The organism is Lignipirellula cremea (assembly GCF_056501455.1).
The window spans coordinates 352,456-378,354 of record NZ_CM151415.1 but is presented as its reverse complement, the minus strand read 5'-3'; the positions used below and the strand labels follow the sequence as shown (position 1 = coordinate 378,354).

Annotated in this window: 19 protein-coding genes and 1 tRNA gene; 8 read left to right on the top strand and 12 right to left on the bottom strand. The window is 65.4% G+C overall.

Annotated features, from left to right (window positions below):
• Positions 1-46: 46 nt before the first annotated feature.
• Both SH602x_RS01575 and rimI read right to left on the bottom strand, forming a co-directional pair.
• Positions 47-853, bottom strand: coding sequence for a TerC family protein (locus tag SH602x_RS01575; protein WP_479475143.1), 807 nt, complete (start codon positions 851-853; stop codon positions 47-49).
• Positions 854-1,041: 188 nt separating this feature from the next.
• Positions 1,042-1,563: a ribosomal protein S18-alanine N-acetyltransferase gene (rimI, locus tag SH602x_RS01570; protein ID WP_479468457.1), complete on the bottom strand. Its 522-nt coding sequence runs from the start codon at positions 1,561-1,563 to the stop codon at positions 1,042-1,044.
• Positions 1,564-1,968: 405 nt separating this feature from the next.
• On the opposite strand from rimI, the gene bshB1 reads away from it, so the two are divergent.
• Together bshB1 and SH602x_RS01560 are read left to right on the top strand one after the other, a co-directional pair.
• Complete coding sequence (gene bshB1, locus SH602x_RS01565; protein ID WP_479475142.1) at positions 1,969-2,658, top strand: bacillithiol biosynthesis deacetylase BshB1; 690 nt, start codon at positions 1,969-1,971, stop codon at positions 2,656-2,658.
• A 164-nt stretch (positions 2,659-2,822) separates the two neighbouring features.
• Complete coding sequence (locus SH602x_RS01560) at positions 2,823-3,788, top strand: hypothetical protein (RefSeq protein WP_479475141.1); 966 nt, start codon at positions 2,823-2,825, stop codon at positions 3,786-3,788.
• A 37-nt stretch (positions 3,789-3,825) separates the two neighbouring features.
• Here the strand turns inward: SH602x_RS01560 and SH602x_RS01555 are convergent, their stop codons facing one another.
• The 5 genes from SH602x_RS01555 to topA all read right to left on the bottom strand — a co-directional run bounded on the left by SH602x_RS01555 (position 3,826) and on the right by topA (position 10,368).
• Positions 3,826-5,175, bottom strand: coding sequence for an outer membrane protein assembly factor BamB family protein (locus SH602x_RS01555; RefSeq protein ID WP_479475140.1), 1,350 nt, complete (start codon positions 5,173-5,175; stop codon positions 3,826-3,828).
• A 45-nt stretch (positions 5,176-5,220) separates the two neighbouring features.
• On the bottom strand, positions 5,221-5,691 hold the full coding sequence (locus SH602x_RS01550; RefSeq protein ID WP_479475139.1) for a hypothetical protein: 471 nt from the start codon (positions 5,689-5,691) through the stop codon (positions 5,221-5,223).
• A 233-nt stretch (positions 5,692-5,924) separates the two neighbouring features.
• Positions 5,925-6,410, bottom strand: a complete 486-nt coding sequence (locus SH602x_RS01545) for a hypothetical protein (RefSeq protein ID WP_479475138.1) — start codon at positions 6,408-6,410, stop codon at positions 5,925-5,927.
• 263 nt (positions 6,411-6,673) lie between these two features.
• Positions 6,674-7,237 (bottom strand): hypothetical protein, encoded by a 564-nt coding sequence (locus tag SH602x_RS01540; protein ID WP_479475137.1) that lies wholly within the window; start codon positions 7,235-7,237, stop codon positions 6,674-6,676.
• A gap of 413 nt (positions 7,238-7,650) precedes the next feature.
• Positions 7,651-10,368, bottom strand: a complete 2,718-nt coding sequence (topA, locus tag SH602x_RS01535) for a type I DNA topoisomerase (protein WP_479475136.1) — start codon at positions 10,366-10,368, stop codon at positions 7,651-7,653.
• Between the two features lie 429 nt (positions 10,369-10,797).
• Between topA and SH602x_RS01530 the strand changes: the two genes are divergently transcribed.
• Entirely contained in the window at positions 10,798-11,304 is a 507-nt protein-coding gene (locus tag SH602x_RS01530; RefSeq protein ID WP_479475135.1) for a hypothetical protein, read from the top strand.
• Positions 11,305-11,566: 262 nt separating this feature from the next.
• Positions 11,567-14,059 carry a SurA N-terminal domain-containing protein gene (locus SH602x_RS01525; RefSeq protein ID WP_479475134.1) on the top strand — a complete coding sequence of 831 codons (2,493 nt, stop codon included), beginning with the start codon at positions 11,567-11,569 and terminating at the stop codon, positions 14,057-14,059.
• A 143-nt stretch (positions 14,060-14,202) separates the two neighbouring features.
• Here the strand turns inward: SH602x_RS01525 and SH602x_RS01520 are convergent, their stop codons facing one another.
• Positions 14,203-14,997: a biotin--[acetyl-CoA-carboxylase] ligase gene (locus tag SH602x_RS01520; protein WP_479475133.1), complete on the bottom strand. Its 795-nt coding sequence runs from the start codon at positions 14,995-14,997 to the stop codon at positions 14,203-14,205.
• Positions 14,998-15,347: 350 nt separating this feature from the next.
• On the opposite strand from SH602x_RS01520, the gene SH602x_RS01515 reads away from it, so the two are divergent.
• The 3 genes from SH602x_RS01515 (at position 15,348) to SH602x_RS01505 (ending at position 18,851) form a co-directional block, all read left to right on the top strand.
• The gene (locus SH602x_RS01515; protein ID WP_479475132.1) at positions 15,348-16,715 is read left to right on the top strand and encodes a DUF1598 domain-containing protein; all 1,368 of its coding nucleotides are present in this window, start codon (positions 15,348-15,350) and stop codon (positions 16,713-16,715) included.
• 171 nt (positions 16,716-16,886) lie between these two features.
• Positions 16,887-17,741 (top strand): phosphoribosylaminoimidazolesuccinocarboxamide synthase, encoded by an 855-nt coding sequence (locus SH602x_RS01510; protein ID WP_479475131.1) that lies wholly within the window; start codon positions 16,887-16,889, stop codon positions 17,739-17,741.
• Positions 17,742-18,242: 501 nt separating this feature from the next.
• The gene (locus SH602x_RS01505) at positions 18,243-18,851 is read left to right on the top strand and encodes a nitroreductase family protein (RefSeq protein WP_479475130.1); all 609 of its coding nucleotides are present in this window, start codon (positions 18,243-18,245) and stop codon (positions 18,849-18,851) included.
• A 190-nt stretch (positions 18,852-19,041) separates the two neighbouring features.
• On the opposite strand, the gene SH602x_RS01500 is transcribed toward SH602x_RS01505, so the two are convergent.
• The 3 genes from SH602x_RS01500 to SH602x_RS01490 form a co-directional block, all read right to left on the bottom strand.
• On the bottom strand, positions 19,042-19,737 hold the full coding sequence (locus tag SH602x_RS01500; protein WP_479475129.1) for a MotA/TolQ/ExbB proton channel family protein: 696 nt from the start codon (positions 19,735-19,737) through the stop codon (positions 19,042-19,044).
• A gap of 43 nt (positions 19,738-19,780) precedes the next feature.
• Positions 19,781-20,761 (bottom strand): hypothetical protein, encoded by a 981-nt coding sequence (locus tag SH602x_RS01495; protein ID WP_479475128.1) that lies wholly within the window; start codon positions 20,759-20,761, stop codon positions 19,781-19,783.
• A gap of 120 nt (positions 20,762-20,881) precedes the next feature.
• Entirely contained in the window at positions 20,882-23,527 is a 2,646-nt protein-coding gene (locus SH602x_RS01490; RefSeq protein ID WP_479475127.1) for a hypothetical protein, read from the bottom strand.
• A 392-nt stretch (positions 23,528-23,919) separates the two neighbouring features.
• Between SH602x_RS01490 and SH602x_RS01485 the strand changes: the two genes are divergently transcribed.
• Positions 23,920-23,993 (top strand) — tRNA-Met (locus tag SH602x_RS01485).
• A gap of 303 nt (positions 23,994-24,296) precedes the next feature.
• On the opposite strand, the gene SH602x_RS01480 is transcribed toward SH602x_RS01485, so the two are convergent.
• On the bottom strand, positions 24,297-25,820 hold the full coding sequence (locus tag SH602x_RS01480) for a hypothetical protein (RefSeq protein WP_479475126.1): 1,524 nt from the start codon (positions 25,818-25,820) through the stop codon (positions 24,297-24,299).
• Between the last annotated feature and the right edge of the window lie 79 nt (positions 25,821-25,899).

Here is a 25,899-nt window from a genome sequence, read left to right as displayed (position 1 = left end):
AGACTCGGGGGACTCGCGTCCTCCGCTCGCCTTGGGCCGCGATCGCCTACGTCGTCACGCGATCCGGTTCGCCCTTCGGCACGGAGGTCGGCTTCTTCCCGGTCATCTTCCGGACGCGGATGTTCAGGAACTCCACGATCAGCGAGAAGGCGATAGCGAAGTAGATGTAGCCCTTCTCGATCTCCGAACCGGCGCCTTCGGCGACCAGCATGACGCCGATCAGGATCAGGAACGAGAGCGCCAGCATCTTCAGCGTCGGGTTCTTCTGGATGAACCGGCTCACCGGCTCGGCGAAGATCATCATCACGACGACCGACAGGATGATCGCGACGACCATCACCCAGATGTGGCCGCGGACCATGCCGACGGCGGTGATGATCGAATCGAGCGAGAAGACGATATCGAGCAGCACGATCTGCATCAGGACGGAAGAGTAGCTGGGATAGACCTTCTTCCCCTCGGCGTGCTCCTCTTCTTCGCCGACCACTTTGTGGTGGATCTCGACCACGCTCTTCCCGATCAGGAACATCCCGCCCGCGAGCAGGAACAGGTCCTTCACGCTGACGTCGTTGATGTGCTCGTGATCCACGAACCATTCGGACAGGAAGCCGAGGTCGGAGAAGTGGAAGAACGGCTTGTCGAGCGCGAGGATCCAGCTCAGCGTGAACAGCAGCGCGATCCGCATCACCAGCGCGAGACCGAGCCCGAGCCGCCGGGCCGATTTTTGCGATTCCTCCGGCAGCCTGGAGGTCAGGATCGAGATGAAGACGAGGTTGTCGATCCCCAGCACGATCTCCATCGCCGACAGCGCGAGGAGAGCGATCAGCGCTTCGCCGGTCAGAAAATCGAACATACGTCTTGTGCCGTTTATCTCTGGGGGTGAGTCGCTCTCGCGTTTCGCGCGATCAATGTAGTTTCTAGACTCGCCGCGCGGAACGGGAAGGGCCCCGCGGGCGCCCGCCCCGTCTGCGCACGAAAAAAACGGAGGGGCGAACGTGTCGCCCCTCCGTCGCGATGTTTCTCGATAGTCCCGCGCGGCGATCAGCCGGCGAGGCGGCTGTTCCGCTGGTAGGCCCAGTCGACGTCAGCCTGCGTCGGATAGTACTTGTACTGCATCAGGTAGGCGTCTTCGATCGTGTCTTCGTAGTAGTCGCGGAGGACGTCGATCGCGCGGAACGTCTGCTTCTTGAAGAAGAGCTGCGCTTCGAGGTTCGTCTCGCGGACTTCCAGCACGATCCGGTCGCGACGACCGTACGAGAGCTTGCTGACGAGCTTCTCCATCATCTGCGAACCGACGCCCATCCGGCGGAATTCCTTCCGGACGGCGAAGTTCAGCACGTGCAGCTCGCTCTGCAGAAGTTCATAGATCATGAACCCCACGATCTTGTCGTTCCGCTCGGCCACCATGCCGATGCAGTTCCGCTGGCGCAGGCACCGGACGAAGTCCTCCTCCGTCCAGGGGAATTCGAAGCTCGATTCCTCGATCGCCAGAGCCTCGGGCATATCCCGACGGATCATCCAGCGGATGCGAACCGACAGTTTTTCTTCACGCTGATCGAGCACGTCGCGCCTCCTCACGCGGACTTCCCTGCCGCGTCCGGAGAGCGTCGCTCTCCCGGTCGCGTCTCGATTCACCACTCCGACAAGATCTTGCGTCGCCGGTCGCTCGCGCGGCCCCCCGCGTTCGCCCTTGCCGACCCTTCCGGGCGGCTATCATGGCGGGCGGGATTCGGCGGCTCGCAGCCGGATCGTCGACGAAGCGAAAAGGCTCTCATCCGTGAGAGTTGCGTCTCGCCGTCGATCCTTGACGACGAGCCGATGATAAGGGTTGCGGCGCCGAATCGGGAATGCCGATTTTTGACCGCGAAGCAGTTTCGCTCTTAACGCCGGCAGCGGTACGCCACGGAGGGTTCGCGCCCTCCGCTTGCCTGTCCCTCGCGCTTTAACGCTCTCACCGACTCTCGCGATATGCTCGACGCGCTCGTTATCGCTCCCCATCCGGACGACGCCGAACTCGGCATGGCCGGAACGATTTTGAAGATGATCGAGGAGGGACTCTCCGTCGGCGTGCTCGATCTCACCACAGGAGAGCCGACGCCGCACGGCAGCCTGGAAATCCGGGCGCAGGAGACCGCCGAGGCGACGAAGATCCTGGGCCTGACCTGGCGGCAGAATCTGGGCCTGCCGAACCGTTCGCTGGAACCGACGCTGGAGGCGCGGGCGAAGCTGGCGGCGGTCTTCCGGGCCGAGAAGCCGCGGTGGCTGTTCGCTCCCTTCTGGACCGACGCCCACCCCGATCACGTCGCCGCGACGCAGCTCGTCGAGGCGGCCCGGTTCTGGTCCAAGCTGACCAAGACCGACCTGCCGGGCGAGCCGTACCATCCGGAGCGGATCTGGTACTACTACTGCGTCCACCTGAAGCAGGTGCCCAGTCCCAACTTCGTCGTCGACATCTCGCCCTACTGGGAGCGGAAAATCGCTTCGATCGAGGCCTACCAGAGTCAGTTCGTGACGGGTCGCCCCCAGACGCCGCCGACGTTTCTCGATCGTATGCGGGACGAGGCCGCCTTCTGGGGCAAGTCGATCGGAACCGCCTACGCCGAGCCCTTCGCCTGCCGCGAAACGCTAGGGGTGAAGAGCCTGCGGGACTTCGTGTGACCGGACGCCGGACGAACGATGAAAACTCTTCAGCCAAAATCGAGGCGCCGGCAGGGTTCGCCTGATCGATCGGGCGGGGCGGGACGATAGGAGCGGGACGCGGAACGTCGAGCTTCGCCCTGCGCGAAGGACGTTCCGTCCGTACTCGAGCCCCTGCGTCCGCGATGCGAGCGCCGCTAGCGCCAACTTCGAGGAGTTCGTTCGCCCGCCTGCTGGCGGTCGCGACGCTGGCGCTGATCGCGTGCGGCGGGAGCGGCTGTTCGCTGGTGCCGTCGGCCCATCTCGACGCCCAGATCCGCAATCCGTTCCCGCAGCTTCATCGCGTCGCGGTGCTTCCGTTCGCCAATCTCTCGTCCGATCCGTCGGTCAATCAGCTCGAGGTCGCCGAGGCGTACCAGATCGAGTTGCAAAGCATCCCGGGATTCGAGGTGATGCCGGTCGGCGTCGCGGTGCGGCAACTGGAGGCGCTCGGCTCGCGGGACTACCACCAGGCGTCCGACTTCCAGCAGCTCGCCCGGGACCTGGGCGTCGACGCCGTCGTCGTCGGGGCGGTGACCGACTTCACCGAATACTATCCGCCCCGGATGGGCATCGCGACGAACTGGTACGCGGCCAACCCGTCGTTCCATCCGATCCCGCCAGGTTACGGACTTCCGTGGGGGACGGCGGACGAAGAGTTCATTCCGGAACGCGTCGTCTGGGAAGCGGAGTTCGCCCTCGCTCGCGAACAGCTTCGCACGCAGACGCCCGCCATGCCCGGCGAGCAGACGCCGGAAGAGGCGGCCGCGATCGCCGAGTTGGGTCGCGAGCCGGGACTGCCGGCGGACTGGCCCGATCCCAAGGGATTCCTACCGCCCGGACCGCAGACGGCGCGTCCCGACGCCCGTCCGCAGGATCGCCCGATCATCGAGCATGTCCGGCAGTACGACGCCGCCGAACGCTGGTTCACTCAGGCGCTGGCCGAGCGGCAGATCGGGCGGGACGACCTTCGCAGCGACGACTGGACCGCGACGCTGCATCGGAAGAAGGAGTTCATCCGCTTCTGCTGCCGGCTGCACCTGACCGAGACGCTCTCGCTTCGCGGCGGCGCTCAGGAGCCGAAGACGACGCTCCTGTGGCACGACGAGTAGACGCCGCTTCATCCGCCGTCGCCATCGGCGCCGATCGCTACTTCGACTTCTGCAGGCGATAGAGCGACGCGGCGGTCCGGAAGTAGAGCTCTTCGCCGATTGCGGCAGGCGAGGCCATGATCTGGCCGTCGAGCGAAGTCTGCGAGAGGAGTTCGAACTCCGGACCGGGCGCGACGACGAAGACTTCTCCCTCGTGGCTGGCGAGGTAGATCTTGCCGTCGGCGAAGAGGGGCGAAGCGGAGAAGTTCCCGCCGAGACGTTCGGCGTAGCGTTCCTCTCCGGTATGCGCGTCGAGGCAGGTCAGCACGCCTCCCTTGTCGCTCACCACGTAGATCTCGTCGCCGACCAGCAGCGGCGAAGGCTTCTGGCTGACCTGGCGGTCGAACTTCCAGACGACCTCCGGCTTCGCGACCCCGTAGTAGCGAACCGCCAGCAGGATCGAGCGGTTGAAGCTCGTGCAGACGTAGAACATGCCGTGGCCGGCGACCGGGCGGGGGACGGTGGAGTAGCCGAGTTCGCCGTAGGAGACGCGCCAGAGTTCGTCGCCCGATCGCGGGTCGTAGCCGTAGACCCAGTCCGCCGCGGGCGAGACCGCGACGGGGCGCCCCTCCTGCTCGACGACCAGCGGCGTTCCGTAGGCCTTCTTCTCCTGCGGATTGCTGTGCATCTCGCCCGCCCGCGGCGTCTGCCAGGCGATGGTTCCGTCGGCGACGTCGAACGCGACGAGCGACTGTTTGTCGGATCCGTCGAAGTGAACCAGCAGTCGATCCTCGAACAGGACCGGGTGACTTCCGGGGCCGTTCTCGTGCTGGATCTTCAACTCCTGATTGAGCCAGACGACCTTGCGCGTCTTCGTATCGAGGCAGCAGGTTCCGTAGGTCCCGAAAGAGCAATAAAGGCGGTTGGCGTCCAACACGGGCGTGCAGGAGGCGAACGAGTTCATGTCGTGAACGGGCTGCGGATTCTCGACGGCGAACAGCTCGACGTCGGCCAGAACCTCGCCGTTCTCGCGAGAGACGCAGATCGCATGCAGCCCGACGCGGGCCGAGACGATGAGCGGCTGATTGCCGGTGTTCGAGGCGAGTCGTTCGCGCTTCTGCTCGTCAGTCGCCGGCACGTCGATGCCGTAGGTCAACCAGATTTCGTTCCCGCCGATGACGGGCGACGACCAGCCTTTGCCGGGGATCGACGTCTTCCACGCGACGTTCTGCGGATCGGCGAAGTCAGTCGGAAGGTTCTTCGCGTCGGGCGCATGACCCTGGCCGTCCGGACCGCGGAACTGCGGCCATTCCTGAGCTCGCGCCCCAAGCGCCGGCGCGAGCGACCCGACGAGGACGAAGGCGAACGTCGCGCGGGCGATCGGCGCGAGAAGCGACGGAGAACGCATGGCGGGGGGGCGGGCGACAGGGGCGGGGCGACGCGAGACGCTGTGCTACGGAATCAGCGTGAAGAACGCCGCGTCGTAGTACACGGCAGCGTAGTAGTTGTAGACGAAGCTGTAGTACGTCGCGACGGAAAAGTCGTAGATCGCCCGGTCCTCGTTGAACGGCAGAACGTACGTCCAGAGGTAGTCGAAGTTCGCGTAGCTGCGCCGGGCCGCGTCGTAGCCGGCGTCGCGAGCCTGGATGTACTTGTTCGGGTGCAGAAACGTGTAGGCGTTCTGGCCGTAGTAGTAGGCGATGTACGAGTCGCGAACGGCCCTGCGGGACTTGCGATTCTCGAAGCCGTAATTCGCCGAGATGACGTACGCGTCCTCCGCGTAGACGTAGCCGGCGTAGTTCATCGACAGGCCCGTCTCGGCGTAAGTCTGGTAGGGCTCCAGACGCTGTCCGTAGGCCTGCGAGCCGGCGCCCGCGACGAACAGAAACAGAATCGCGGCGACCGGGGCGGGGGGGAACCGCATGGCGAATTTGTCCGTGAAGAAAAAAGCTCGCGACCAGGCGCGGCCGGGGCGAGGCACGTCAGGGCGATGCGAGACCGAGCGACGGTCTCATCCTAATCGGAAGCTGCGGCAGGAACAGGGACGCCCGCGTGCGCTCTTGCGGCAGGCGAGGCCACAAAAAAAAAGGACGCGCCCATGAGCGCGTCCTTCGGATTCGTTCGCCGGCGGACGACAAGTCGTCGCGAGCGGCACGACTACGGCTGCACGGCCCGGACCGCGGCGTCGTAGTAGATCTCCGCGTAGTAGTTGTACGCATAGGCATAGTACAGCGGTTCGAGCAGACCGCCGACCGACGGGTTGCTCGGATAGACGCTGTTCAGGACGTAGCTGTAGATGTTGTACTCGTACTGCCACGACGCGTTGCAGAGATCTGCGGCGTTCGTGATGTAGTCCGAGTACCTCTTCTGCATGCCGACGGCGGCGTAATCGTAAGCGTACAGCGAGTACTGCTCGCCGTAGTACAGGTAGTAGCCGGTTTCGACGTCGTCGTATCCGTAGGAAATCGCGATCTGTCGGGCGTAGTTAGCGTACAGGTAGCCGTAGTAGTTGTACTGAAGGCCCGTGTAGCCTGCCTTGTTGAAGCGCTTGATCGCCTTCGGCATCTTGCCCTCAGCGGGCGAAGCGAAGACGACGGCGACGAGCGCCGTGCAGATGAACGTGAAGAACGCCTTGCGAAACATGAATCCTTCTTCCTCGAAACGGGAGTGCGTGGGGTTGGTGCGATCGATCCATCCACAATGGATACGACGCGCTGGAATTTCAACCTTCTTCGGGAAAGTTTCCCCAGGCCGGAGATTCGTCCGGGTCGGGTCGTCAGCCTAAGTACGGCCCTTCGCCGGCGGCAGATGCTTCCGCTGCGAGGATTTTCCGAAGCGGAGCCGAAAAAGAAGGCGCAGGCGGAGAGCCTCCGCGTGCGCCTGGACCTCTTGAGCGGGCGAAGCGGTTACTTCTTCGACTTCGTCGACTGAGCGTCGCCGTCATCCGGCGGCGTGACGAAGGTCACGGAGTAATAGAAGTACTTCGCGGCCAGGTCCTCGTACCGGTAGCCTCCGTCGAGCGCGTCCATGACCGGCTGGAGCTGGCGCGGATAGGACTGGTAGTAGCCGCCGTAGAGATAGTCGTAGATTCCCTTCTCGTAGTTCTTGGCCGCAACTGCCAGATCGCCCGCCTGCGAGATCCAGTCCTTGTAGCCGTACTCGTAGCCGTAGTATCCGTAGATGAAGCTGTAGTAGGCGTACTGCTGGCCGTAATAGAACGCGCCCTGCGTGTCGCCGTCGTCATAGCCCTCGCTCAGGGCGATCTGCCGCGCATACTGGGCGTACAGGTATCCGGTGTAGCTGAGCGTGGCTCCGGTCATCGAGAAGATGCGGAAATACTGCCAGGGCGTGTGCTTTTGCGGACGGCGCGGCGGCGGATCGTTGGGCGGGTCCTGGGCCGAGGCGACGCTCGAGAAGGAGGTGATCGCAATCGCCGCGATCAGGAAGGGAACCAGCATCTTACGGAACATCGGTTTCGACTCTCTCGGCTTGGTTGGACGCTCGGCCGGGTCGAAATCGGACAACTCGCTTCGTCGCGTTCTTCTTCGCCCGCGCTCGTTCACGCTGCCTCGATGACGAGAGTTTTCTCGTACCGTCGGGGGCGCACGCTCGAGCAGAGCGGAAGAAGCCGATTTCGTCGTCCGTAACTTGGGAGCACGTATCCAGTCGCGTCGCATCCCGCGAGGCGTCGGTCGCGTAATACCCACGAATACTCGGCCGCATGGCCAGAGCAAGCCCTAAGCTCCGTTTTTCCGGATCTATCCGGGATCGGAAGCCGGCGAAATGCCTCGCCCGGCGCGTCGGAATTCAGGCGAATTCCGACGCCTGTCGATCGGACACGCAAAGCTGCTTTCGATCCCGTCGGGGGACGATCGCGTTCGCGTCAGTCCTCGTCCGACTCGGGAGCGGGCGCTTTCTTGGACGCCTTTTTCGAGGCGCTCTTCTTGGCCGCTTTCTTCGCTGGCGCCGACTTCGCCGCGGCCTTCTTCGCCGTCTTCTTGCGGGCGGACTTCTTCTTGACTGGCGCCCGCGCCGCCTTCTCAGCCAGCCACTGGAGCGCCTGTTCCGCGGTCACGTCCTGCGGCTCGACGTCCTTCGGGACCGAGAAGTGGGTCGTGCCGTCCGTGACGTACGGTCCGTAGCGCCCCGACAGGATCTGAACCGGCGTACCCGTGACGGGCGAAACCTGGTCGAACGCCTTCAGCGGCGCCGCGGGCGCGGCCTGACCTCGGCCCCGTTTCGGCTGGGCGAAGAGCGCGATCGCCTGCTCGAGCGTCACGTGAAGCGGCGAGACGTCCGCCGGGAGCGAGCGAGAGTCCTTCCCGGCCATGACGTAAGGCCCGAACTTGCCGTTGAAGGCCTGGATCGGCTCCGCCGTCTCCGGATGGGGGCCGAGCGTTCGCGGAAGCGAGAGCAGCGAGAGCGCATCGTCCAGCGACAGCGTTTCGACCGCCATCCCCTTGAGGAGCGACGCGTTCTTGGGCTTCTCGGAATCGTCCAGCGTGCCGAGCTGCACGTAGGGCCCGAAACGTCCCTGCTTGAGAAAGACCGGCTTGCCCGTCGCCGGATCGAAACCGAGCGGCTGATCGCCCTTCTCCGCCTGCGCGAGAAGTTCCAGGCACTTCTCGATCGTGAGTTCGTCGGGAGCCAGTTCGGCGGGCAGACTGGCCTTCCGCTCGCCCTGTTCCAGGAACGGTCCGAACTTTCCGACCCGGAGGTAGATCGGGTCGCGGAAATCGCCCTCGGTCGGGATGCCGACGTCGATCTGGTTCGCGGAACGAGGATCGATCTCTTCGAGCTTCTGCTCCAGCCGCTCCTTCAGGCCCGGCTTGCCGTCGCCGAAGTAGAACGCCCGCAGGTATTCCTCGTGGCCCGCCTCGCGACGGCTGACGGCGTCGAGGAACTCCTCCATCTGCGCGGTGAACTCGTAATCGACGAGCTCGCCGAAGTGCTGCTCCATCAGTCGCGTGACGACGAAGGCCGTCCACGACGGGACCAGCGCCGAGCCGCGCTTGGTGACGTACTCCCGCTGCTGGATCGTGTCGATGATCGACGCGTACGTGCTGGGGCGCCCGATGCCGAGCGTTTCCAGTTCCTTGGTCAGCGCCGCTTCGGTGAACCGGGCGGGGGGCTGCGTCGTGTGGCTCAGCGAATCGACGCCGACCGGGGTCAGCGGTTCCTGCGGAGCGACCGCGGGCAGGATCCGTTCGTTGTCGGCCAGTTCGGCGTCGGGATCGTCCGAGCCCTCGACGTAGGCGCGAAGAAAACCGGGGAACTCGATCGTCTTGCCGGTCGCCTGAAAGATGGCGCCGTCCCCTTCGATCACGACGGCGATCTGCGTGCCGCGAGCGTCCTCCATCTGGCTGGCGATCGTGCGCTTCCAGATCATCTCGAACAGGCGGTACTCGTCGTCCGAGAGCCGGCTGCGGAGGTTTTGCGGCACTTCGAACGGGTGGCCCGCGGGGCGGATCGCCTCGTGGGCTTCCTGCGCGTTCTTCACCTTGGACGAGTAAACCCGCGGCTGTTCGGGGAGGAACTCCGCTCCGTATTCGGCCTTCACCAGATCGCGCGCCGCGTCGATCGCCACCTTGGCGAGGTTGGTCGAGTCGGTACGCATGTAGGTGATGTGCCCGTTTTCGTACAGGCTCTGCGCGGTTCGCATCGCCCTCCGGGCGGTCATACCCAGCTTGCGGTTCGCCTCCTGCTGAAGCGTGCTGGTGGTGAACGGCGGCTGGGGACGCCGGCGATAGGGAGTCTCCTTGACCTCGATGACCTTGAACGAAGCGTTGCGCAGCCGCTCCGCCAGCGCCCGGGCGCCCGCCTCGTTCAGCTGGACGAATTCGTCGTTCTTGAGCTTCCCGGTCGTCGAGTCGAAGTCCTTGCCCGCGGGGATCCGCTTCCCGTCGACCGAGCGCAGTTCGGCCTTGAAGCGGGCCTTCTTCCCGGTTTCGAATTCGGCGACGAGATCCCAATACGTGGCGCTGCGGAAGGCGATCCGGTGGCGTTCGCGTTCGACGATCAGCCGTACGGCGACGCTCTGCACGCGTCCGGCCGACAGACCGGGCGCGACGCGACGCCAGAGGAGCTTGGAAACGTCGTAGCCGTAAAGCCGGTCGAGAATCCGCCGCGTCTCCTGCGCGCGGACGAGCCCCTCGTGGATGCTCCGGGGAGAGTTCAGCGCCGCGTGGATCGCCTCGTTGGTGATCTCGTGGAACACCATCCGGTAAACGGGGACCTTGGGATCGAGCGCCTCGGCCAAGTGCCAACTGATCGCTTCGCCCTCGCGATCCTCGTCCGTCGCGAGATAGACGTCTTTGGCGTCTTTGAGCAGCGTCTTGAGCTTCTGGACCTGGGCCTTCTTCTCGCTGGGGACGATATAGACGGGCTTGAAGCCGTGATCGACGTCGACGCCGAGGTAGCTCCAGGGCTCGCTCTTGAACTTCTCGGGGCAGTCCTTCTTGCCCGTCGGAAGGTCGCGAATGTGCCCGATGCTCGCCTCGACGACGTAGTTCTTCCCGAGGAACTTCGAAATCGTCTTCGCCTTGGTGGGCGATTCCACGATCACCAGCGATTTGCGGGAATCCGTTTCTTGCTTCGCCATGTGATCCGACAGTTCCGACGTTGGAGTTAGAGGCTATCGGTATAGCCTCGAAGACGACTATGGAGGGTCGTCCCGACTCCGCAGATCGAAGATTGCGGAGTCGACGCGTCTGGAAAGAGGCGGGATGCCGACTTTCCGGACAGACATTTTGCGCTGAATCGGGACGAGAGGAACGTCGCGACGACGTGATCCCATGCGAGCGAAGCGTTGACGCAACCTGCGCGAATTCGGTAGCTTGCGCCCTTCCGGCTTCCGCCGTTCGCCTCGGCGTCGCCCTGGCGGCTCCCGGCAGCCCGATGCGGAAACCATTAATAGGACGGGAAGAGCGCTGTCAAGCCATGCGGGATCGAGCGGTCGCAGCGACCGCGTCGCCGTTTTCCTCTGCTGAGCCTCTTCCAGACTCGCCAGTTTCGTCCGACGGAGCGCCCTATGCCGATCCCATTTCTAGCTTCAGCGATCGTCTGGTCGGGGGTCGTCGCGATCGGCCTCGCTGCCGGGTTCTGCACGGTTACGTCGGCTCAGGGGCAGGAACCGGAGGACCGGCAGATCCTCGGCGACGACGTCCTCGCGTTGCAGGGAATCTGGGAGTCCCGCCAGAAGAGCGCCGACGGAGAGCTTCGCTTCGTGAAAGCGATCTCCGGAAATCACGAAAGCTTTCAGGTTTTCCGCGGCAGGGAGCTGATCGCGAATCACTCCGCCGATTTCGAAGTCGCCCTCGAAGGCCCCGTGAAGGTCTTTCGCTGGAAGAACGGGAAACGGATCGGCGGGCAGGGCGCGGGGACCCTGATTCCTGACGGCGGCTGCGTCTATCGCCTGGAGCAGGACGCCTGGACGCTCGTCGTCGGCGCTCTCGACGGCGAGAAGGGGCCGATCTACCCGATGACCTACCGTCGCCTGCCGAACGGCGAGCCCGACGCGCCGGATGAGCCCAAGTGACCCGCGAAGATTCGCCGGTCCCGATCGCGGAACTTCCGGGGCGCTGCCGAGGACCCGTCGAACCGACGTATCTCGTCTGAAAGCCATCTGATACACTTCGCTATTCGGCGCGTGCCGCGGGTCGGATACCCGCAGGCAAGGCGCTGCATCTTCTGGCGGGTCCGGTCGGAATCGGACCTCCGCCGCTCCACTCGCGATCGGGGCGGATCGCTGCGTTCCCTTCGGGCGACGCATCCATCCCGCGTTTCGTCAGAGCCGACTCATGGCCAGTCCTCTCTCGTTCTTCCGCCGCCACAACAAGATCCTGCTCGTCATTCTGACGGCGATCACGGTGCTGACCTTCACCGTCGGCGGCGTGATCATGCAGTTCTTTCAGGGCCGCGCGCCTTCGGACACGTTCGATCCGGACGCGGTCGTCGCGACCTGGGACGGAGGCACGATCAACGAAGGCGGAGTCCAACGCGCCCGGCGACGCCGCGAAGTCGTCGCAAGCGTGCTCGCCCAGATCGATCGCATGCGCACCGAACGGGCGACGGACAGCTTTCCGAAAGCGCCGCAACTGCTGCTCGGCACCTCGGACGAGCAGATCGTGCTCGACGAAATCATGGCCGAGCGGGCCGAAGCGATGGGCATCCGCGTCACCGACGCCGACGTCAACGCCTACCTGACGCTCTACTCCGACGAGCTCGTCTCGCCCGAGGAAATCTCCGACACGTTCCGCAAGTTCACGGGCGGCGAGATGAACTCGTCCGACTTCTTCGATCGGATGAAGAAGGAACTGGCGATTCTGCAGGTCTACCTCGCGTACCAGTCGGCCCAGCCGGCGGTTACGCCCGCTTCCGCGTGGGAAGCCTATCTCCGAACGTCCCGTCAGGTGCAGGCGACCGTCGTTCCGTTCCCGGTCGAAGACTACCTGGCCGAGGTCAAGGAAGAGCCGTCGCGCGCCGAAGTCGCGAAGTACTACGAGAAGTACAAGACGGAATACAGCAATCCTCTGACGTACGAACCCGGCTTCCGTCGCCCGTACGAGGCGAAGTTCGGCTACTTCCATGCGAAGTTCGACGACTTCCTGGAACGGGCCAAGCAGCAGGTGAGCGACGAAGAGGTGCGCGCCGCTTACGACGAAGCGATCGCTCGCGGCGAGTTCCGCGAACTCGATCTGCCCGCCGTGGACGAAGATCCGCTGCCGCTTCCCGGCGAAGGCGCCGCGCCCCCCGCAGGCGAGACGCCCCTTCCGCCGGCTGAAACCGCGCCTCCCGCCGAACCGGCCCCTGGCGAAACTCCGCCCGGCGAGGCCGCTCCCGAATCGACGCCCGCTCCCGAAGGGGCGCCGGAAGAAGGTTCGACGCCTGAGGAATCGACCCCCGAACCGCCTGCTAGCGAGGAAACTCCGAGCGAAGAAACTCCGAGCGAAGAAGCGCCGGGCGAACCTGTGCCTCCTGCCGAGACTCCGGAAGAGAACGCTTCGCGAACGGTCGCCGACGATCGACTCTTCGTCGTGCTGCAGGAAGAGGAAGGCCAACCGGCTGCTGAAGCGCCGGTAGCGGAAGTTCCTGCCGGGGAGGAGCCCGCCGCGGAGAACGCTGCGGCTGATGACGCGGCTGCCGCGCCGGCGCCTCCCTCCGGGGCGGTCATCGTCGGTTCGCCCGATCTGGCGGCTCAGGCTCCCGCCCCTCCCGGCGCGGCACCTCCTGCTACGGAAACGGCTCCCGCGGCGGAGGTCCCCGCGAGCGAACCGAAGTTCAAGCCGTTCGAGGAGGTCGCCGACGATCTGCGACTGCGACTGGCTCGACCGATCGCGCAGCAGGCGATGATTCAGGCTGTAGGAAAGGCCGCCGCGGGACTCGACGAGTACGCCCGACGCCTCGCCGTGGCAGCGGCTACGGAGGAGACGCTTCCCGCTCGGCCCAACTTCCGCCACACCGCTTCGACGCTCGGCCTGAAGTATGCCGAGACGCCGGCGCTGAACGCCTTCGCGACGCGTACCGACGAAGGGAAGCCGTATTACCCGCTGATCACGGCGCGCGAGATGGACTTCAGCCAGCCCATGCAGGGCCAGCAGTTCGCCTACAAGACCTTCGCGCAGGCCGGTTTCGTTCCGGGAGCGCCGCTGTTCGAGCCGTCCACGCTGTTCGTCGAGAACCGGTTCAACCCGTCCGACGCCTACGTCTTCTGGAAGACCGAACAGAGCCCGGCGGAGGTTCCGCCGCTGGAGGAGATCCGCGACGAAGTCGTTCAGGCGTGGAAGCTGGAAAAGGCCCGCGACCTGGCCAAGGCAGCCGCGGAGAAGGCGGCCGAAGACGCGAACGCCAAGGCGGCCTCGCTGAAGCCGAACGCCGAGGGAGTTCGCGAGAGCGCCCTCACGGCTCTCTATCCGAAGCAGGCGAAGAACGCGGGGCAGTTCACCTTCCTTCCGCACCAGTTCGATCCGACGGCGGGAGAGATCGCCAACGTCGAGAACGCCGGACCCGAACTCCGGCAGGCCATCTTCTCGCTTCGCGAAGGCGAGGTGAGCTACGGCCCGAACGCGGACCACTCGATCTACTACCTGGCGGAAGTCACCAAGGACATGCAGCCGCCCGCGCAGACGGTCGACCGGTTCCTGGCCGTGCCGAACCAGTTCCTGATGCAGATGATTCAGCCCTCGCTGATGGGCGAGCGACAGAACTTCCAGTACGAGGTCTTCCAGGAAATGACCGATCAGGTCGACCTGGAATGGAAGCGACCTCCGCTGGAACAGAACGCGCGTCGGTAGACGTAACTTCGGTAGACGTCGCGTCGCGCTTATTCAGGCGAGCGGAGGGTGTCAGCCCTCCGTGTTCCTGACGCGACGATCGACGCACGAACTCGGGGGGTTCACACCCCCCGCTCAGAGATTCGATCGACGCGCCGATCCGCTCACGCCCACGCCACGATCGATCCCGATCGGATCGTCGTCGGCCCCGCTTCGGTAGACAGGGTCAGCGCCCCGTCGGCTTCGATCCGCTCGACGACGCCGACGAGCGGAAGCGCGTCCCGCCGGGTCTGAACCTGGCAGCGACGGCCCGCCAGAAGATTTCGGGCGTTCCAGCGTTCGACCTGCTTCGCATCGCGCGAGGCGAGCGACCGATATTCCCGCTCCAGCGTCGCGAGCAGGTCGGCCAGCGTCTGGCGGAGGCCCTCGTCATCAGGAAGCGCCGCTCCCGCGAGTTCCGCAAGATTGATTGCCGCCGCCCGGCCCTCGACCGCGGTCGCGGGCACGTCGTTCCGGACGTTCACCCCGATGCCGACGAGGACGACCGACGATCCGCCTCCCGCACGCGGCAGCGTCTCGATCAGGATGCCGCAGAGCTTTCGACCCGCCGCGTAGACGTCGTTGGGCCACTTGATGGCGAGCCGCTCGGTCGGGCTGAAGCGTTGCAGCGATTCGCAAACGGCCAGCGCCGTCGCGATCGCGAGCGTGGCGACGCGATCGGCAGGCAGGTCGATGTCCGCCGGATCGAAGACCAGGGTGAACGCCAGAGCCCCTTTGCCTGCCGACCAGCGGTTCTCTCCGCGACCGCGCCCCGCCGTCTGGCGAAGCGCTTGGACGAAGAACGGCAAATCGGCGCTTCCCTCGGCGATCAGCCGCCGGGCCTCATCCTGCGTCGAAGGGAGTTCGTCGTGAACGAACGCCCCCCTCAGCCAGCCGGGCCAGGTCGCGCCGTCGGACATTCCTTCCGCAGAATCGAAAGAATCGCCCCGATCCGCCACGTCCGCCCCGCAGGAAAAGTTTCTTGCCCCCCTAAATGCCCCCAACTACCATGGACGCCGGGTAACCTAGTCTAGCAAGCTCGTCCGCATCTGAAGGCTCCCGTCGGATCGATCCTCGATCCGGCCCGACCTCTCCGGTCGGACGCAGCTACGATAGAGTCCGACGTCGGACGACCGGCAGATTTTCGCTGCCGCCGATCGTTCTTCGCGGCGATTCCGAATAAATACGAGACGACAGGCTTCGAAACCGGCGACGGACTCGTCCCTGCGATTCCGGTTACGGCGAGCTTTACTGCAAAAGGTTGGACGGCATGAACTTCCGCGGCATCGCGCTGGCTCTCGCGGCGGCATTCGGACTCTCCTTCGGCTTCGGGCAGCTCAGCCGGGCCCAGGACTTCCCCGCCGGCGTGGAGGTCAATCCCGACGGCGTCCTCCGCATGGTCTACGCCCAGGATCCGACCGGGCGTCTGACCAAAATGCGTTATGCGGAGGCTCACGCGAAGCTCGAAGGCAAACTGGCCGAGCCGACCGAGATGCGAAAGATCTCGCTGCAGCGGCTGGAAGCGGCCGTGCAGGAGAAGCTCGCCGCGGGGCAACCGGTGCCTGACGAGATGCGCTATCTCGCCGGCCTGACCCGCGTGCAGTACGTCTTCTACTATCCCGAGACGAAGGACATCGTCATCGCCGGTCCCGCCGAACCGTTCGGTACGGACCTCGCCGGACGACCCGTCGGCATCGCCACGGGAAGCGCCGTCGTCGAGCTTCAGGACGTGATCGCCGCGCTCCGGGCCTACTCGCCCGAAGGCGATCGGACGAGCGTGATCTCGGTCTCGATCGATCCCACGAAGGAAGGCCTCGCCCGGATGCAGGACTTCCTGCGTCAGATCGGTCGCACCGCCGTCCCGGGCGACACCTCGCGAATCGTCAACGGCCTGCAGGAAAGCCTCGGTCAGCAGACCGTCAGCATCAAGGGCGTCCCGGCGGAGACGCACTTCGCCCAGGTGCTGGTCGAAGCCGACTACCGCATGAAGCTGATCGGCATCGGCCTCGAAAAGCCTGCCGCGAAGATCACCAGCTACGTCTCGAAGGCTAACCCCGCCGCGGTCTCGCGGAACGCTCTGCAGCGGTGGTACTTCGTCCCGAACTACGAGTGCGTCCGGGCCAGCGAGGACGATCTGGCAATGGAACTGGTCGGTCGGGGCGTGAAGCTCGTCGGTCAGGCCGAACTGGTCGCCGCTTCGGGCGATCGCGAAGCGTCGGGTCGCGGCGACCTGGCGTCGAAGGCCTTCACGAGCACGTTCACCAACGAGTACGAAACGCTGGCGAAGAACTCGCCGGTCTACGCTCAGCTCCGCAACCTGATCGACCTGTCGATCGTCGCCGCCTACGTGCAGCGGAACGACTGGTACGCCGAGTCGGGCTGGTCGATGGACTTCTTCGGCGACGAGAGCAAGTACGCGATCCAGACCTACGTCGCCCCCACCAAGGTCGAGACCGCCGTCAACGCGATCTGGAAGGGGAACACGCTGATGACCCCCATCGGCGGCGGCGTCCGGATCCAGGCCGAGCAGGCGCTCGAACAGGAGAACCTCCTCGCCGACGAGCAGGGCGCCCTGGCCGAGAAGCGAGCCGCGGTCAGCCTGTCGGATCTCCCCGCCGGTCAGTGGTGGTGGGACTGATCTGCGGCGTTCAGGCGAGCGTGAAACGAATCACGAAAAGGCCTCTCCCGACGAGAGGCCTTTTTTCGTGCGCGAGCGCCTGGGGTTCGAGCGTCGCCGGTAGACTGAGCCTCGCGCCCTCTCGTTCGCGGGCCGCCTCCGACTCGACCGCTCTTGGCCTGACATTCGCCGATGCCCGCCGTACCGCTTCGTCAGGGAAAGGTTCGCGACCTCTACGATCTGGGGGACGCGCTGCTGCTGGTCGCGAGCGACCGGATCAGCGCGTTCGACTGGGTCCTTCCCACGCAGATCCCCGACAAGGGCCGCGTGCTGACGCAGCTCAGCGCGTTCTGGTTCGAACTGCTCGGCGTGCCGAACCATCTCCTTTCGCTCGACGTGGCGCCCGATCAGGTTCCTGCCGGCGTCGACCCGGCGTGGCTCGTCGGGCGGAGCATGATCTGCCGCAAGTGCGACGTCGTGCCGATCGAGTGCGTCGCCCGGGGTTACCTGGCAGGCTCCGGCACGAAGGAATACCGCGCGAACGGAACGGTCTGCGGCGTGCCGCTTCCCGCGGGGCTGGTCGACGGGTCGAAGCTGCCCCAGCCGATCTTCACGCCCGCCACCAAGGCGGAGACGGGCCACGACGAGAACATCCCCTTTTCGGAGATGATCGTTCACGTCGGCGCCGAGCGGGCGGAGACGCTAAGGTCGAAGACGCTCGACGTTTACGCCCGGGCGTCTCAGTACGCCGCGGAGCGGGGAATCCTGCTCGCCGATACGAAGCTGGAATGGGGCGTCGCGGACGGGGAGATCCTGCTGATCGACGAAGTCCTGACGCCCGACAGTTCCCGCTTCTGGCCGGCGGACGACTGGCGCCCGGGCGGGTCGCAGCCCTCGTTCGACAAGCAGTTCGTGCGCGACTTTCTGGAGTCGACCGTCTGGGACAAGCAGTCGCCCCCTCCGCCGCTGCCTGCCGACGTGGTCGAGAAGACCCGCGCGAAATACGTCGAGGCCTACGAACGCCTCAGCGGTCGGAAGTTCGCCTGAACGCGAAGCGGCGCTCGCCGTTTCGGTAGTGGTTCGTCTATCGTTGAACGTCAGCCTCTCCTCCGGGTGCCACTGGCTCCGCCAGTGCTTTTCCGGAGGCCGGATCGCTCGTGTTGGACGACCTTTCAAGATGCAGCACTGGCGGAGCCAGTGGCACCCGGATCTCTTCGATCAACATGACGAATAAAGCTTGATCGACTAGTAGGTCAGGCATCGCCTGACGGCTACTTCGTTTCGCTGACGGCTTCTTCGTATCGGTCGCGCGACGGGATCCTAAACGCCATGGGCGCCATGCCCACGTCGCGGAGCAGCGTGGGCATGTTAGGTTCTGGCGGCCCTTTACATGCCCACCCTGCCTGCGGCAATGTGGGCATGGCACACAGATCTATCGAGCCTGACGAATAAGACCCGTCCTCGGTCCGGCGACTCTCCACCCTACTGAACTCGTCGCGGGACGCTACAACGTAGCGAACGACTTTCGCCCCTTGCGAGAACCACGCCATGTCCAGCGCCGAACTCCCCAACCCGCTCGATTACCGCAAGCCGGAATACCCGGTCGACTCGCTCTTCCTCAAGCGCTGGTCGCCGCGGGCCATGTCGGGCAAGCCCGTCGCGAAGGACGAGCTGATGTCGCTGTTCGAGGCCGCCCGCTGGGCGCCTTCGACCTACAACGAGCAGGAATGGCGCTTCGTCTACGCGCTTCGCGATACGCCCGCGTGGGACAAGCTGTTCGGCTTCCTGATGGAGGCGAACCAGGTCTGGTGCAAGAACGCCAGCGTCCTGATCCTCACCTGCACGCGGAAGACGTTCGTCAAGAACGGCAAGGAGAACCCGGTCTGCGTCCTCGACGCGGGGCTCGCGCTGCAGAACCTTCACCTGCAGGCGACGGTCATGGGCCTGGTCGCCCATTCGATGGCCGGCTTCGGGCGCGACATGGCCCGGCGGGAACTGGCGATCCCGGAGGTCTTCGACATTCAGGCCATGACCGCGATCGGTCGGCCGGGCGAACTCTCTGTCCTGCCCGAAGAACTTCGCGAGCGCGAGAAGCCGACCACGCGCAAGCCCTTCGAGCAGATCGTCCGCGAAGGCGTGTTCGACTTCGCGGAGTAGAGGCGGGCGTTACGACGAACGTTCGTCGGCGAGGCGTGTTCCGTAGGGTGGGTCATCGACCCACCTGCTTCTGAACCGGCGTGACGCTGACGGCGGTTCAGCGGTTCGCCCAGCGAAGACCGCTTTACTCCGCTGCAATGGCAGGCGAGGTCGCCAGCCCTACGAAGAACCGGGAGACCTGAACCGCGGCTCAGCGGAAGCGGGCTTCCGCCAGTTCGGGCGGAGCGGCGGCGGAGGGGGGCGAGGCGGGGCCTTGCTCCTGCACCCGCTTGAGCGTCTCGAAGAACCGCGTCAGGCCGTACGAGACGAGGTCTTCCAGCTTCCGGATGCGGATGTTGACGCTCGCCGTGCAGAGGACGAGCGGAATCGCGATCGTCAGACCGCAGGCAGTCGTGATCAGCGCGACCATGATGTTCTCGGCCAGCGCTTCGGCCTTCACGCCCCCTTCGCCGCCGCCCGAGAGCTGAGCGAAGGCGCCCATCATGCCGAGCACCGTCCCGAGCAGCCCGACCATCGGGGCCGTCTTGATCGTGGTGCTGATCCAGGTCAGGCGATGCTGGATGTCGGCCAGAATGTCCTGCTGAAACTTGTCGATGACGAGCTGCTTGACCTGCGGCAGGTTCAGATCGCGATTGACCAGCGCCAGATGAACCAGTTGCGGCAGCGCCCGGCGATCCCCTTCGCAGACTTCGACCGCTCCCTCGAAGTCGCCTTCCGAAAGGGGCTCGTCCAGTTCCTGGAGAAAGGCCAGCATCGCCTTCTCGTTGCGGAAGCGTTTCTGGCCGACGCGGGTCCAGACCATCACCACGCAGAACGCGCCCCAGAGGGCGAGGATCGCCAACCAGATGTAGCAGAGGTTGCCGACAATCGTGAAAACGTCGCCCATCCGAAGCGTCCCATAGAAGCGATGCCGAAAAGCGCCTGTCAGTCTAACCGAACGTAAAGCCGCGGGAGGGAGGAGCCGTGCGGCCCGGAGCGTTCGGCGATTCGAACTTCGCCTGCGCCGCCGGCGCGAAGCGATAGAGTTGCTCGATGACGAAGAACTCGTAGCCGCCGCCGCCGGGACGAACGCCGAACACGGTCCGGCGGATCTCCTCGATCCGCTTGTTCGCCGCGGCCGCGTATTCCTGCTCCGCTCTGGCGAGCAGGCCCGCGGTCTCCGCCGGATAGAACTGCAGCGGCTCCTTCTTGTTCGCGTCGATGCCGGCCTTGGTCAGCAATTGCCGATCGAGGCCCTTCATTACGGGATCGGTGTAATTGAACCGCAGGCGGGTCTCTTCCTTGCCATTGGGAACCTGCCGGGTCGTCGGCGCGGCCTGCGACAGGTTCCGGGCGTAGAAGACCTCGGGCGTTCCGCCGCCGATGGCGCCGAGCTCGATCTGAAAGAAATCGAGCTGCCGGGCGTAGACCGTGATGTCGTTCGTGGCGAAGCGGACCTGCCAGCGTTCCCAGGTCGGCACCACGTTGGCGTTGCCCCCGCCCCCCGGTCCTGCGGCGCGGGAATCGCCCATCCCCGAGCCGGCGCCCATGAGGCTCGCCTTGCCGGAGATCGCTTCGAGCGTCGCGGCCTTATCGGACATCACCGCGGTCAGCGCTTCGAGCGTCTCGGCGATCTGCGGCTCCTGCACGTCGGCCATCTCTTCGACGCCGGGCTCCTCCAGATCTTGAGCGATCCCCTGGTTCGGATCGCCCCCGCCGAGTTCGACGTACTCCACCGGCGGCGAGACGGGCCGCACGTAAACGAACGTCGTCAGCCAGATCGCGAGGAGCAGCGCGAAGCCGCCTCCGATCAGGAACAACAGCGCCGTCAGCAGGCTCGCCAGCCGGTCGTAGAGCGAGACCTTGATCTCGATCTCCGTCGGGGCGACCGGAAGCGACGCTCGTCGGCGAGGAGAAGGTGCAGTGGCCATCGCGTGCGGCGGACGAAGTGCGGACGATCTGTCGAGCGAACTGCCAGGAGTTCCCCGGCTCCCCATTGTATCCCATCGAATCGCCGCCGACCGACTCCGACACGCAAGGCCGGCCAGCGATCAGCGACTGGCCGTCGCGTCGCCGGCCTGCTGGTACAGGGGCAGGTGGCGGTAGTAGATCTCCAGCGTGTAGAGGCACAGGCTGGTCATGAACAGTCGACCGCCGACCGAGCCCCATTCGTCGTCCCGCGGGCTCCACGATCCCTGTTCGCGTCCCTTCCGCTCCTGAATCGCGGGCAACACCTCGCGGAGGGTTTCGTTCCAGGCTTCCCACTCCTCGCCGCCGTAGTGGTGCATCGTCTGCGAGGCGTAGTACCAGTAATAGATCTCGCGCTCGTCGGTCGCGATCGGCGACTGGAGCAGGTAATCGACCGCCTTCTTCATCCGCAGGTCGTCCCGCTGCCACCCGAGATACTGCCGGCAGAGGACGGCCTCGGCGGTCATCGTTTTGGAGAAATCCCGCTCGATGATGCGGTACTTGTAGCGCCAGCCTTCTTCGTCCTGCACCCGATCGAGATAGCCGGAGATCCGGTCGAACGACTCCTGCGGCACTTCGATGCCCGCCATCTCGGCGCTCTTGAGAGCCATGACGAACCAGCCGGTGACCGAAGTATCCGACTCCTGCCCCGGGTAATATCGCCAGCCTCCTTCGGGCGCTTGCGAGCGGAGGCAATACTCGACCGCCAACTCCGCCGCTTCGCGGAAGCGTTCGTCGCCGGTCATGCCGTAGAGTTCGCAGACCGCGATGGTGGCCTGGGCCTGCGTGTAGAGGCGATGCTGACCTTCGGGCCCGATGTAGAAATTGCCGTCGGAATCCTGAAAGCGGAGCAGGGCGTCCGCCCCCTTCGTCATCGCCTGGCGAAACTCGCCCTCCATCGGCGTATGCCCGTCGCCGAGAAACGCGAGCAGCGCCATCGAAGTCGCCGCGGCAGGATTTTCGAGCGAGGCGCCGTTCGTGTAGGGGCCGTTCAGAAGCCACCGACCGTCGGGCTGCTGCTGACGCTTCATCCAGCCGAGCCCGAGCTTCACCGAATCTTCGGTCGCGATCGTTCCGCCGAAGGCGCTCAGCAGCGCCTGCTTCGTCCCTTCGTCGCGACCCGAGAAGCCGACGGCCGCCTGACCGAGAGTCTTCGGCATCGGCATATCCAGCGAGCCGAGCGCATCGGGCAGGTCCCGCGCTGACGCGAGCGGATCGGCGACCTCCGACAGGTCGGACGAGAACAGGTCGACCGTCTCGACCTCCATCTCGGTCGGCAGGTCGAGCTGGATCGCCTCGAGCAGGTCGGTCTCTTCGACCGCATAGTTCATGTCCAGTTCCAGCGCCGTTCGCGACTGGAACCCGGGCAGCACGATCATCGCCAGAGCGACGAACAGGACGACATGCAGGACCAGACTGGCCAGGAAGGGGGGCGTGCGACGGACGATCTTGTCCGGCGTGATTTCCTGCTCGTCGGGATCCGATTCCGTGCGGATCGTCGGCCCCTCGGGCGTTGCCGGAGCGATCGCCGCGGCCCGGAGGCGTTCCCACGGATCGCCGAACGAAGGCGCCCCGTCGCCATGCTCTTCCGCATCGGCAGCGGACGCCGCCTTCGCCCGGTTTGCCGCCGCGAGCAGGACGGTCGAGACCGCCTTCCGCCGCTTCGACTTCCGCCGTTCGCGCTCCTTCGACTCGTCGGACGGCTGCGGCGAATCCTCGCCCTTTCCTTGTTCGGCGGCCTTCTCGCGTACGGCAGCAGGAAGCGCCTCCGCAGGCTCTCGCACGCTTGCCGTTTCCGGCGGTGCGTCAGCGACCGCGGAAGCCGCCCGTTCCGGAGCGTCCGCCGTCAGGGCCACCGACACAGGGACAACCGACGCCACGACCGGGGATCCGTTCTTCTCGACCGGCGGCGCCTTCGGCACGCGCTTCAGCGGTCCGGCGAACAGGATGGGGCGAAAGGCTTTCTCCGCCGCCATCGCCTCCCGCATGATCGAGACGGAAATCGCCTGCGGCAGAACGTCGTCGAGCGCCGACTCGATCGCCGAACCGGCGCGTGAACCAACTCCCCCGTCGGACGCGTCGCTACCGCGGACGGCCGCCTCGACGACCGGAGGTTCCGGCACAGGAGGCGTTAGCGCAGGAGGCGCCTGATCTTCGACCTTCGCCGGCTTCGGCAGCGAGGCCGCAGGCGCCGCGGACTTCGGTTTCGCTTCCGACGCCGGGACTGTCGCCCCCAACGCGTTGGCCCCCGACGCTTTCGCCGCAGGCTCTTCCGCCGGCGGCCGCGACTTCGGCGCCTGCTCGATCGCTTTCGCTTCAGGGCCCTTCGCGGCGGTCGCCTTCGCTATCGGCGCCGCAGCGACTTTCCCGGGCTTCGCTTCCGCCGAAGCCTCAGGCGGCGAAGCGGGCGCTTTCTTCGGCTGATTCGCAGCCGGCTGGGCCGCTTTTTGCGGGGACGACTTGGCAGCAGCGGGCGGTTGCGCCTCGGGCCTGGGCTGCTCGGGCTTCGGCTGATCTGGTTTGGGCGTTGCGGGCCGGGATTGAATCGGCGCCGCGGGCTTCGGCTTCTTCGCAGCCGGGCCGGCGCCTTCGATCGGCGGGATGATCGGGGCAGGGGGCGTCGCGGGCGGCCGTTCGACCGGGGCGCTCGGCTTCCCCTGAAGAAACTTCGGCAGGTTCGGTAGCGCGCGGCCCGGCTCGCCTTTCGATTTCCGCTCGCGCTCGCTCATCGGGCTTCCGAAAAGTGTCGCCGACCCCGGCAGCCGGACGACGAGATCGCCCGCAGAGAGGTGGCCGCCGTCATTTTATCCCCCGCGCGCCTGCCGCGCTCGACTCTTATCGACGCACGACGCTCGAAAGTACCCGTGCGATCCCTGCGGAAGAGCGTTCCCCGTCGAGTCCGAGCCCCCCGATCGATCCTGCCGCGCCGGCGAATTCTCCCCCGCTATCTTGCGAAGTCCAGTCGGCGGAGGCCGGTTTCAGAAGCGCCGCCACGCTTAACCGAAGAACCTAAGCCGCATCCGAGACAAGACTTGCGATCGAACATTCGCCGGTTTTTCAGATTCGCATGCGAGCCCCCCTCGACGCCGGGACGTTCGTCGCGATAATGCACCACCTAACACGCGGGGTGGAGCAGCCCGGTAGCTCGCGAGGCTCATAACCTCGAGGTCGCAGGTTCGAATCCTGTCCCCGCAACTCGAAACCCGCGGACGTTCACACGTTCGCGGGTTTTTTCGTGCGCGAACCGAACCGCGTGCGAGCGTTTCGTCGTCGCTGCGGAGGGATCCTGCGCCGCCCGCCGACGTGTGCGGCGTCGCCGCTCCGATGCGAGGAACGCGACGGCGAACGCAGGATCTAGCCAGAGAGGCGAGCGGTTGCGATGCCGACTCGAAATGCAGCTCTTCGATCGCGACGACCGGATGCCCGGCCGGATCAGGATCGTGGCGAACTCGTCGAGCTACCTGGCCGCGACCCCGATGTCGATCCTGCGAGGGCGGATCAGAACTGGGCCTGATACTTCGCCGTCATCTGACGGCGGGTGTCGCCGGCGGCCTTTTCGATCTGGGCCATGATCTGATTCGCCGACATGTTCCCCTGCACCTGCTCCTGGAACCGCGCCTTGGTTTGCAGGTTCTGGGTCCGCTCGACGTTGGGGGTCGCCGACCAACCGCCCCATCCATAGGCGCCGCCTCCGCCGAAGCCGTCGCCGGCCACGACGCCGATGGGGGTGTACCAGGAACTGTAGTCGTATTGCTGCTGGACGTTCTGCGCGGCGATCGTGCCGCTGACCTGGGCGCCGCGGACCGCGCCCGCGCCGTTCCGGAGCGACCCCGAAACGTAGGACCCGAATTCCAGCAGGTAGGGGTCCACGTTCAACGACGGGAGGCGATCGATCCGGTCGGCATAGCGATCGAAGAAGACGGCGGTCTGTCCCATCGTCGAGCGTCCGCTCTTGCTCTCCTTCAGATCGTCGATCAGCGAACTGACGCTTTTGAAGTAGTTCTGCGACGACGCGACGACCAGCTTCTGCTTCGCTTCGCCTTCCGGAACTTGAGCTTCGGCTTCTCGTGCGTGCTGCAGCGGCGGCGGAACGGGAATCAGGCTCATGATCCGGCGCAGGCCGCTCGCCTCCAGCTTTCCGATCAGGCGGATCGACTTCTCGTTCGACTGGACTTCCCAGTCGTGCAGTTCGTCGATCATCATGCCGCGGTTCCCCAGAACCTCCAGCAGCAGCGGCTTCGCGGCGTCGCCGAGCACGCTGACGTCGGAACCGAAGTCGACTTTCACCGATCCCGTCATCTCCTGGCCGACGTTCACGCCGAGCGTGAGACCGCGGACGCTCGCCACGAGATCGGCCACGGCGTCGAGATCGAGGTTCTTCCCCTTGAGCGACTGCATGGAGTCGGCCTTCGCGCGGATGACGTCGCGCGGTACCGCGTCCGTGAGGTCGAGCGCCATGATGATGGGCGAGTTGTACTCCGCGAACGACTCCGCTTCCTTGAGGTATTCCGACATCGACATCGAACCGTTGTCGACGCGCCTCACATAGTAGGCGACTTCCTGGCGAACGGCGGGGTATCCGATGACGGAGATCTTGGGCGAGAACTTCACGGCGAAATAGTCGCCGGGCAGCACCGCGGCCTGGTGACCGCCGAAATTGTCGATCGTTCCGCCGACCGCCGTCGCGAGCTTGACGAAGTCCGGATCGATCGCGGTTTCGAAGATGTAGTGGTGCGCCGGGACTTCCATGGAATGGAAGTCGATCTTGGCCGAGGCGATGAAGCGTTCGACGTTCGGCGGCAGCATCACCAGACCCGACTCGAACGCCGTCTGGAGGTTCCCCTTCCAGCCGGCCTGTTCGGCCATCGGCGAAGCCATCACTTTTTCGACGTCGATCAACACGATCGCGTTGGCGCTGTTCGGCACGCGACCGGCGAGCGCACGGAATTGCCCTCTCGCAGTCTCTGCGGAGGCGAGCGTCAGAGTCAGCGCCGCGAGGGCCAAGAAGAGAAAGCGCGTCATAGGGGGTAACTCTGAAGAGGCGAACGATGAAGGCATCTCGCATCCCGAAATGCGCCGCGTATTCGGCGAGTATACCCAG

Bases quoted from the DNA above. Each gene is read 5' to 3' on its own strand.
- SH602x_RS01500 (WP_479475129.1), bottom strand. From the start codon at position 19,737: ATGGGCGACGTTTTCACGATTGTCGGCAACCTCTGCTACATCTGGTTG.
- SH602x_RS01540 (WP_479475137.1), bottom strand. From the start codon at position 7,237: ATGTTCCGTAAGATGCTGGTTCCCTTCCTGATCGCGGCGATTGCGATC.
- topA (WP_479475136.1), bottom strand. From the start codon at position 10,368: ATGGCGAAGCAAGAAACGGATTCCCGCAAATCGCTGGTGATCGTGGAA.
- SH602x_RS01510 (WP_479475131.1), top strand. From the start codon at position 16,887: ATGCCCGCCGTACCGCTTCGTCAGGGAAAGGTTCGCGACCTCTACGAT.
- bshB1 (WP_479475142.1), top strand. From the start codon at position 1,969: ATGCTCGACGCGCTCGTTATCGCTCCCCATCCGGACGACGCCGAACTC.
- SH602x_RS01490 (WP_479475127.1), bottom strand. From the start codon at position 23,527: ATGAGCGAGCGCGAGCGGAAATCGAAAGGCGAGCCGGGCCGCGCGCTA.
- SH602x_RS01545 (WP_479475138.1), bottom strand. From the start codon at position 6,410: ATGTTTCGCAAGGCGTTCTTCACGTTCATCTGCACGGCGCTCGTCGCC.
- SH602x_RS01575 (WP_479475143.1), bottom strand. From the start codon at position 853: ATGTTCGATTTTCTGACCGGCGAAGCGCTGATCGCTCTCCTCGCGCTG.
- SH602x_RS01495 (WP_479475128.1), bottom strand. From the start codon at position 20,761: ATGGCCACTGCACCTTCTCCTCGCCGACGAGCGTCGCTTCCGGTCGCC.
- SH602x_RS01560 (WP_479475141.1), top strand. From the start codon at position 2,823: ATGCGAGCGCCGCTAGCGCCAACTTCGAGGAGTTCGTTCGCCCGCCTG.
- SH602x_RS01520 (WP_479475133.1), bottom strand. From the start codon at position 14,997: ATGTCCGACGGCGCGACCTGGCCCGGCTGGCTGAGGGGGGCGTTCGTT.
- SH602x_RS01555 (WP_479475140.1), bottom strand. From the start codon at position 5,175: ATGCGTTCTCCGTCGCTTCTCGCGCCGATCGCCCGCGCGACGTTCGCC.
- SH602x_RS01530 (WP_479475135.1), top strand. From the start codon at position 10,798: ATGCCGATCCCATTTCTAGCTTCAGCGATCGTCTGGTCGGGGGTCGTC.
- SH602x_RS01550 (WP_479475139.1), bottom strand. From the start codon at position 5,691: ATGCGGTTCCCCCCCGCCCCGGTCGCCGCGATTCTGTTTCTGTTCGTC.
- SH602x_RS01515 (WP_479475132.1), top strand. From the start codon at position 15,348: ATGAACTTCCGCGGCATCGCGCTGGCTCTCGCGGCGGCATTCGGACTC.
- SH602x_RS01505 (WP_479475130.1), top strand. From the start codon at position 18,243: ATGTCCAGCGCCGAACTCCCCAACCCGCTCGATTACCGCAAGCCGGAA.
- SH602x_RS01525 (WP_479475134.1), top strand. From the start codon at position 11,567: ATGGCCAGTCCTCTCTCGTTCTTCCGCCGCCACAACAAGATCCTGCTC.
- SH602x_RS01480 (WP_479475126.1), bottom strand. From the start codon at position 25,820: ATGACGCGCTTTCTCTTCTTGGCCCTCGCGGCGCTGACTCTGACGCTC.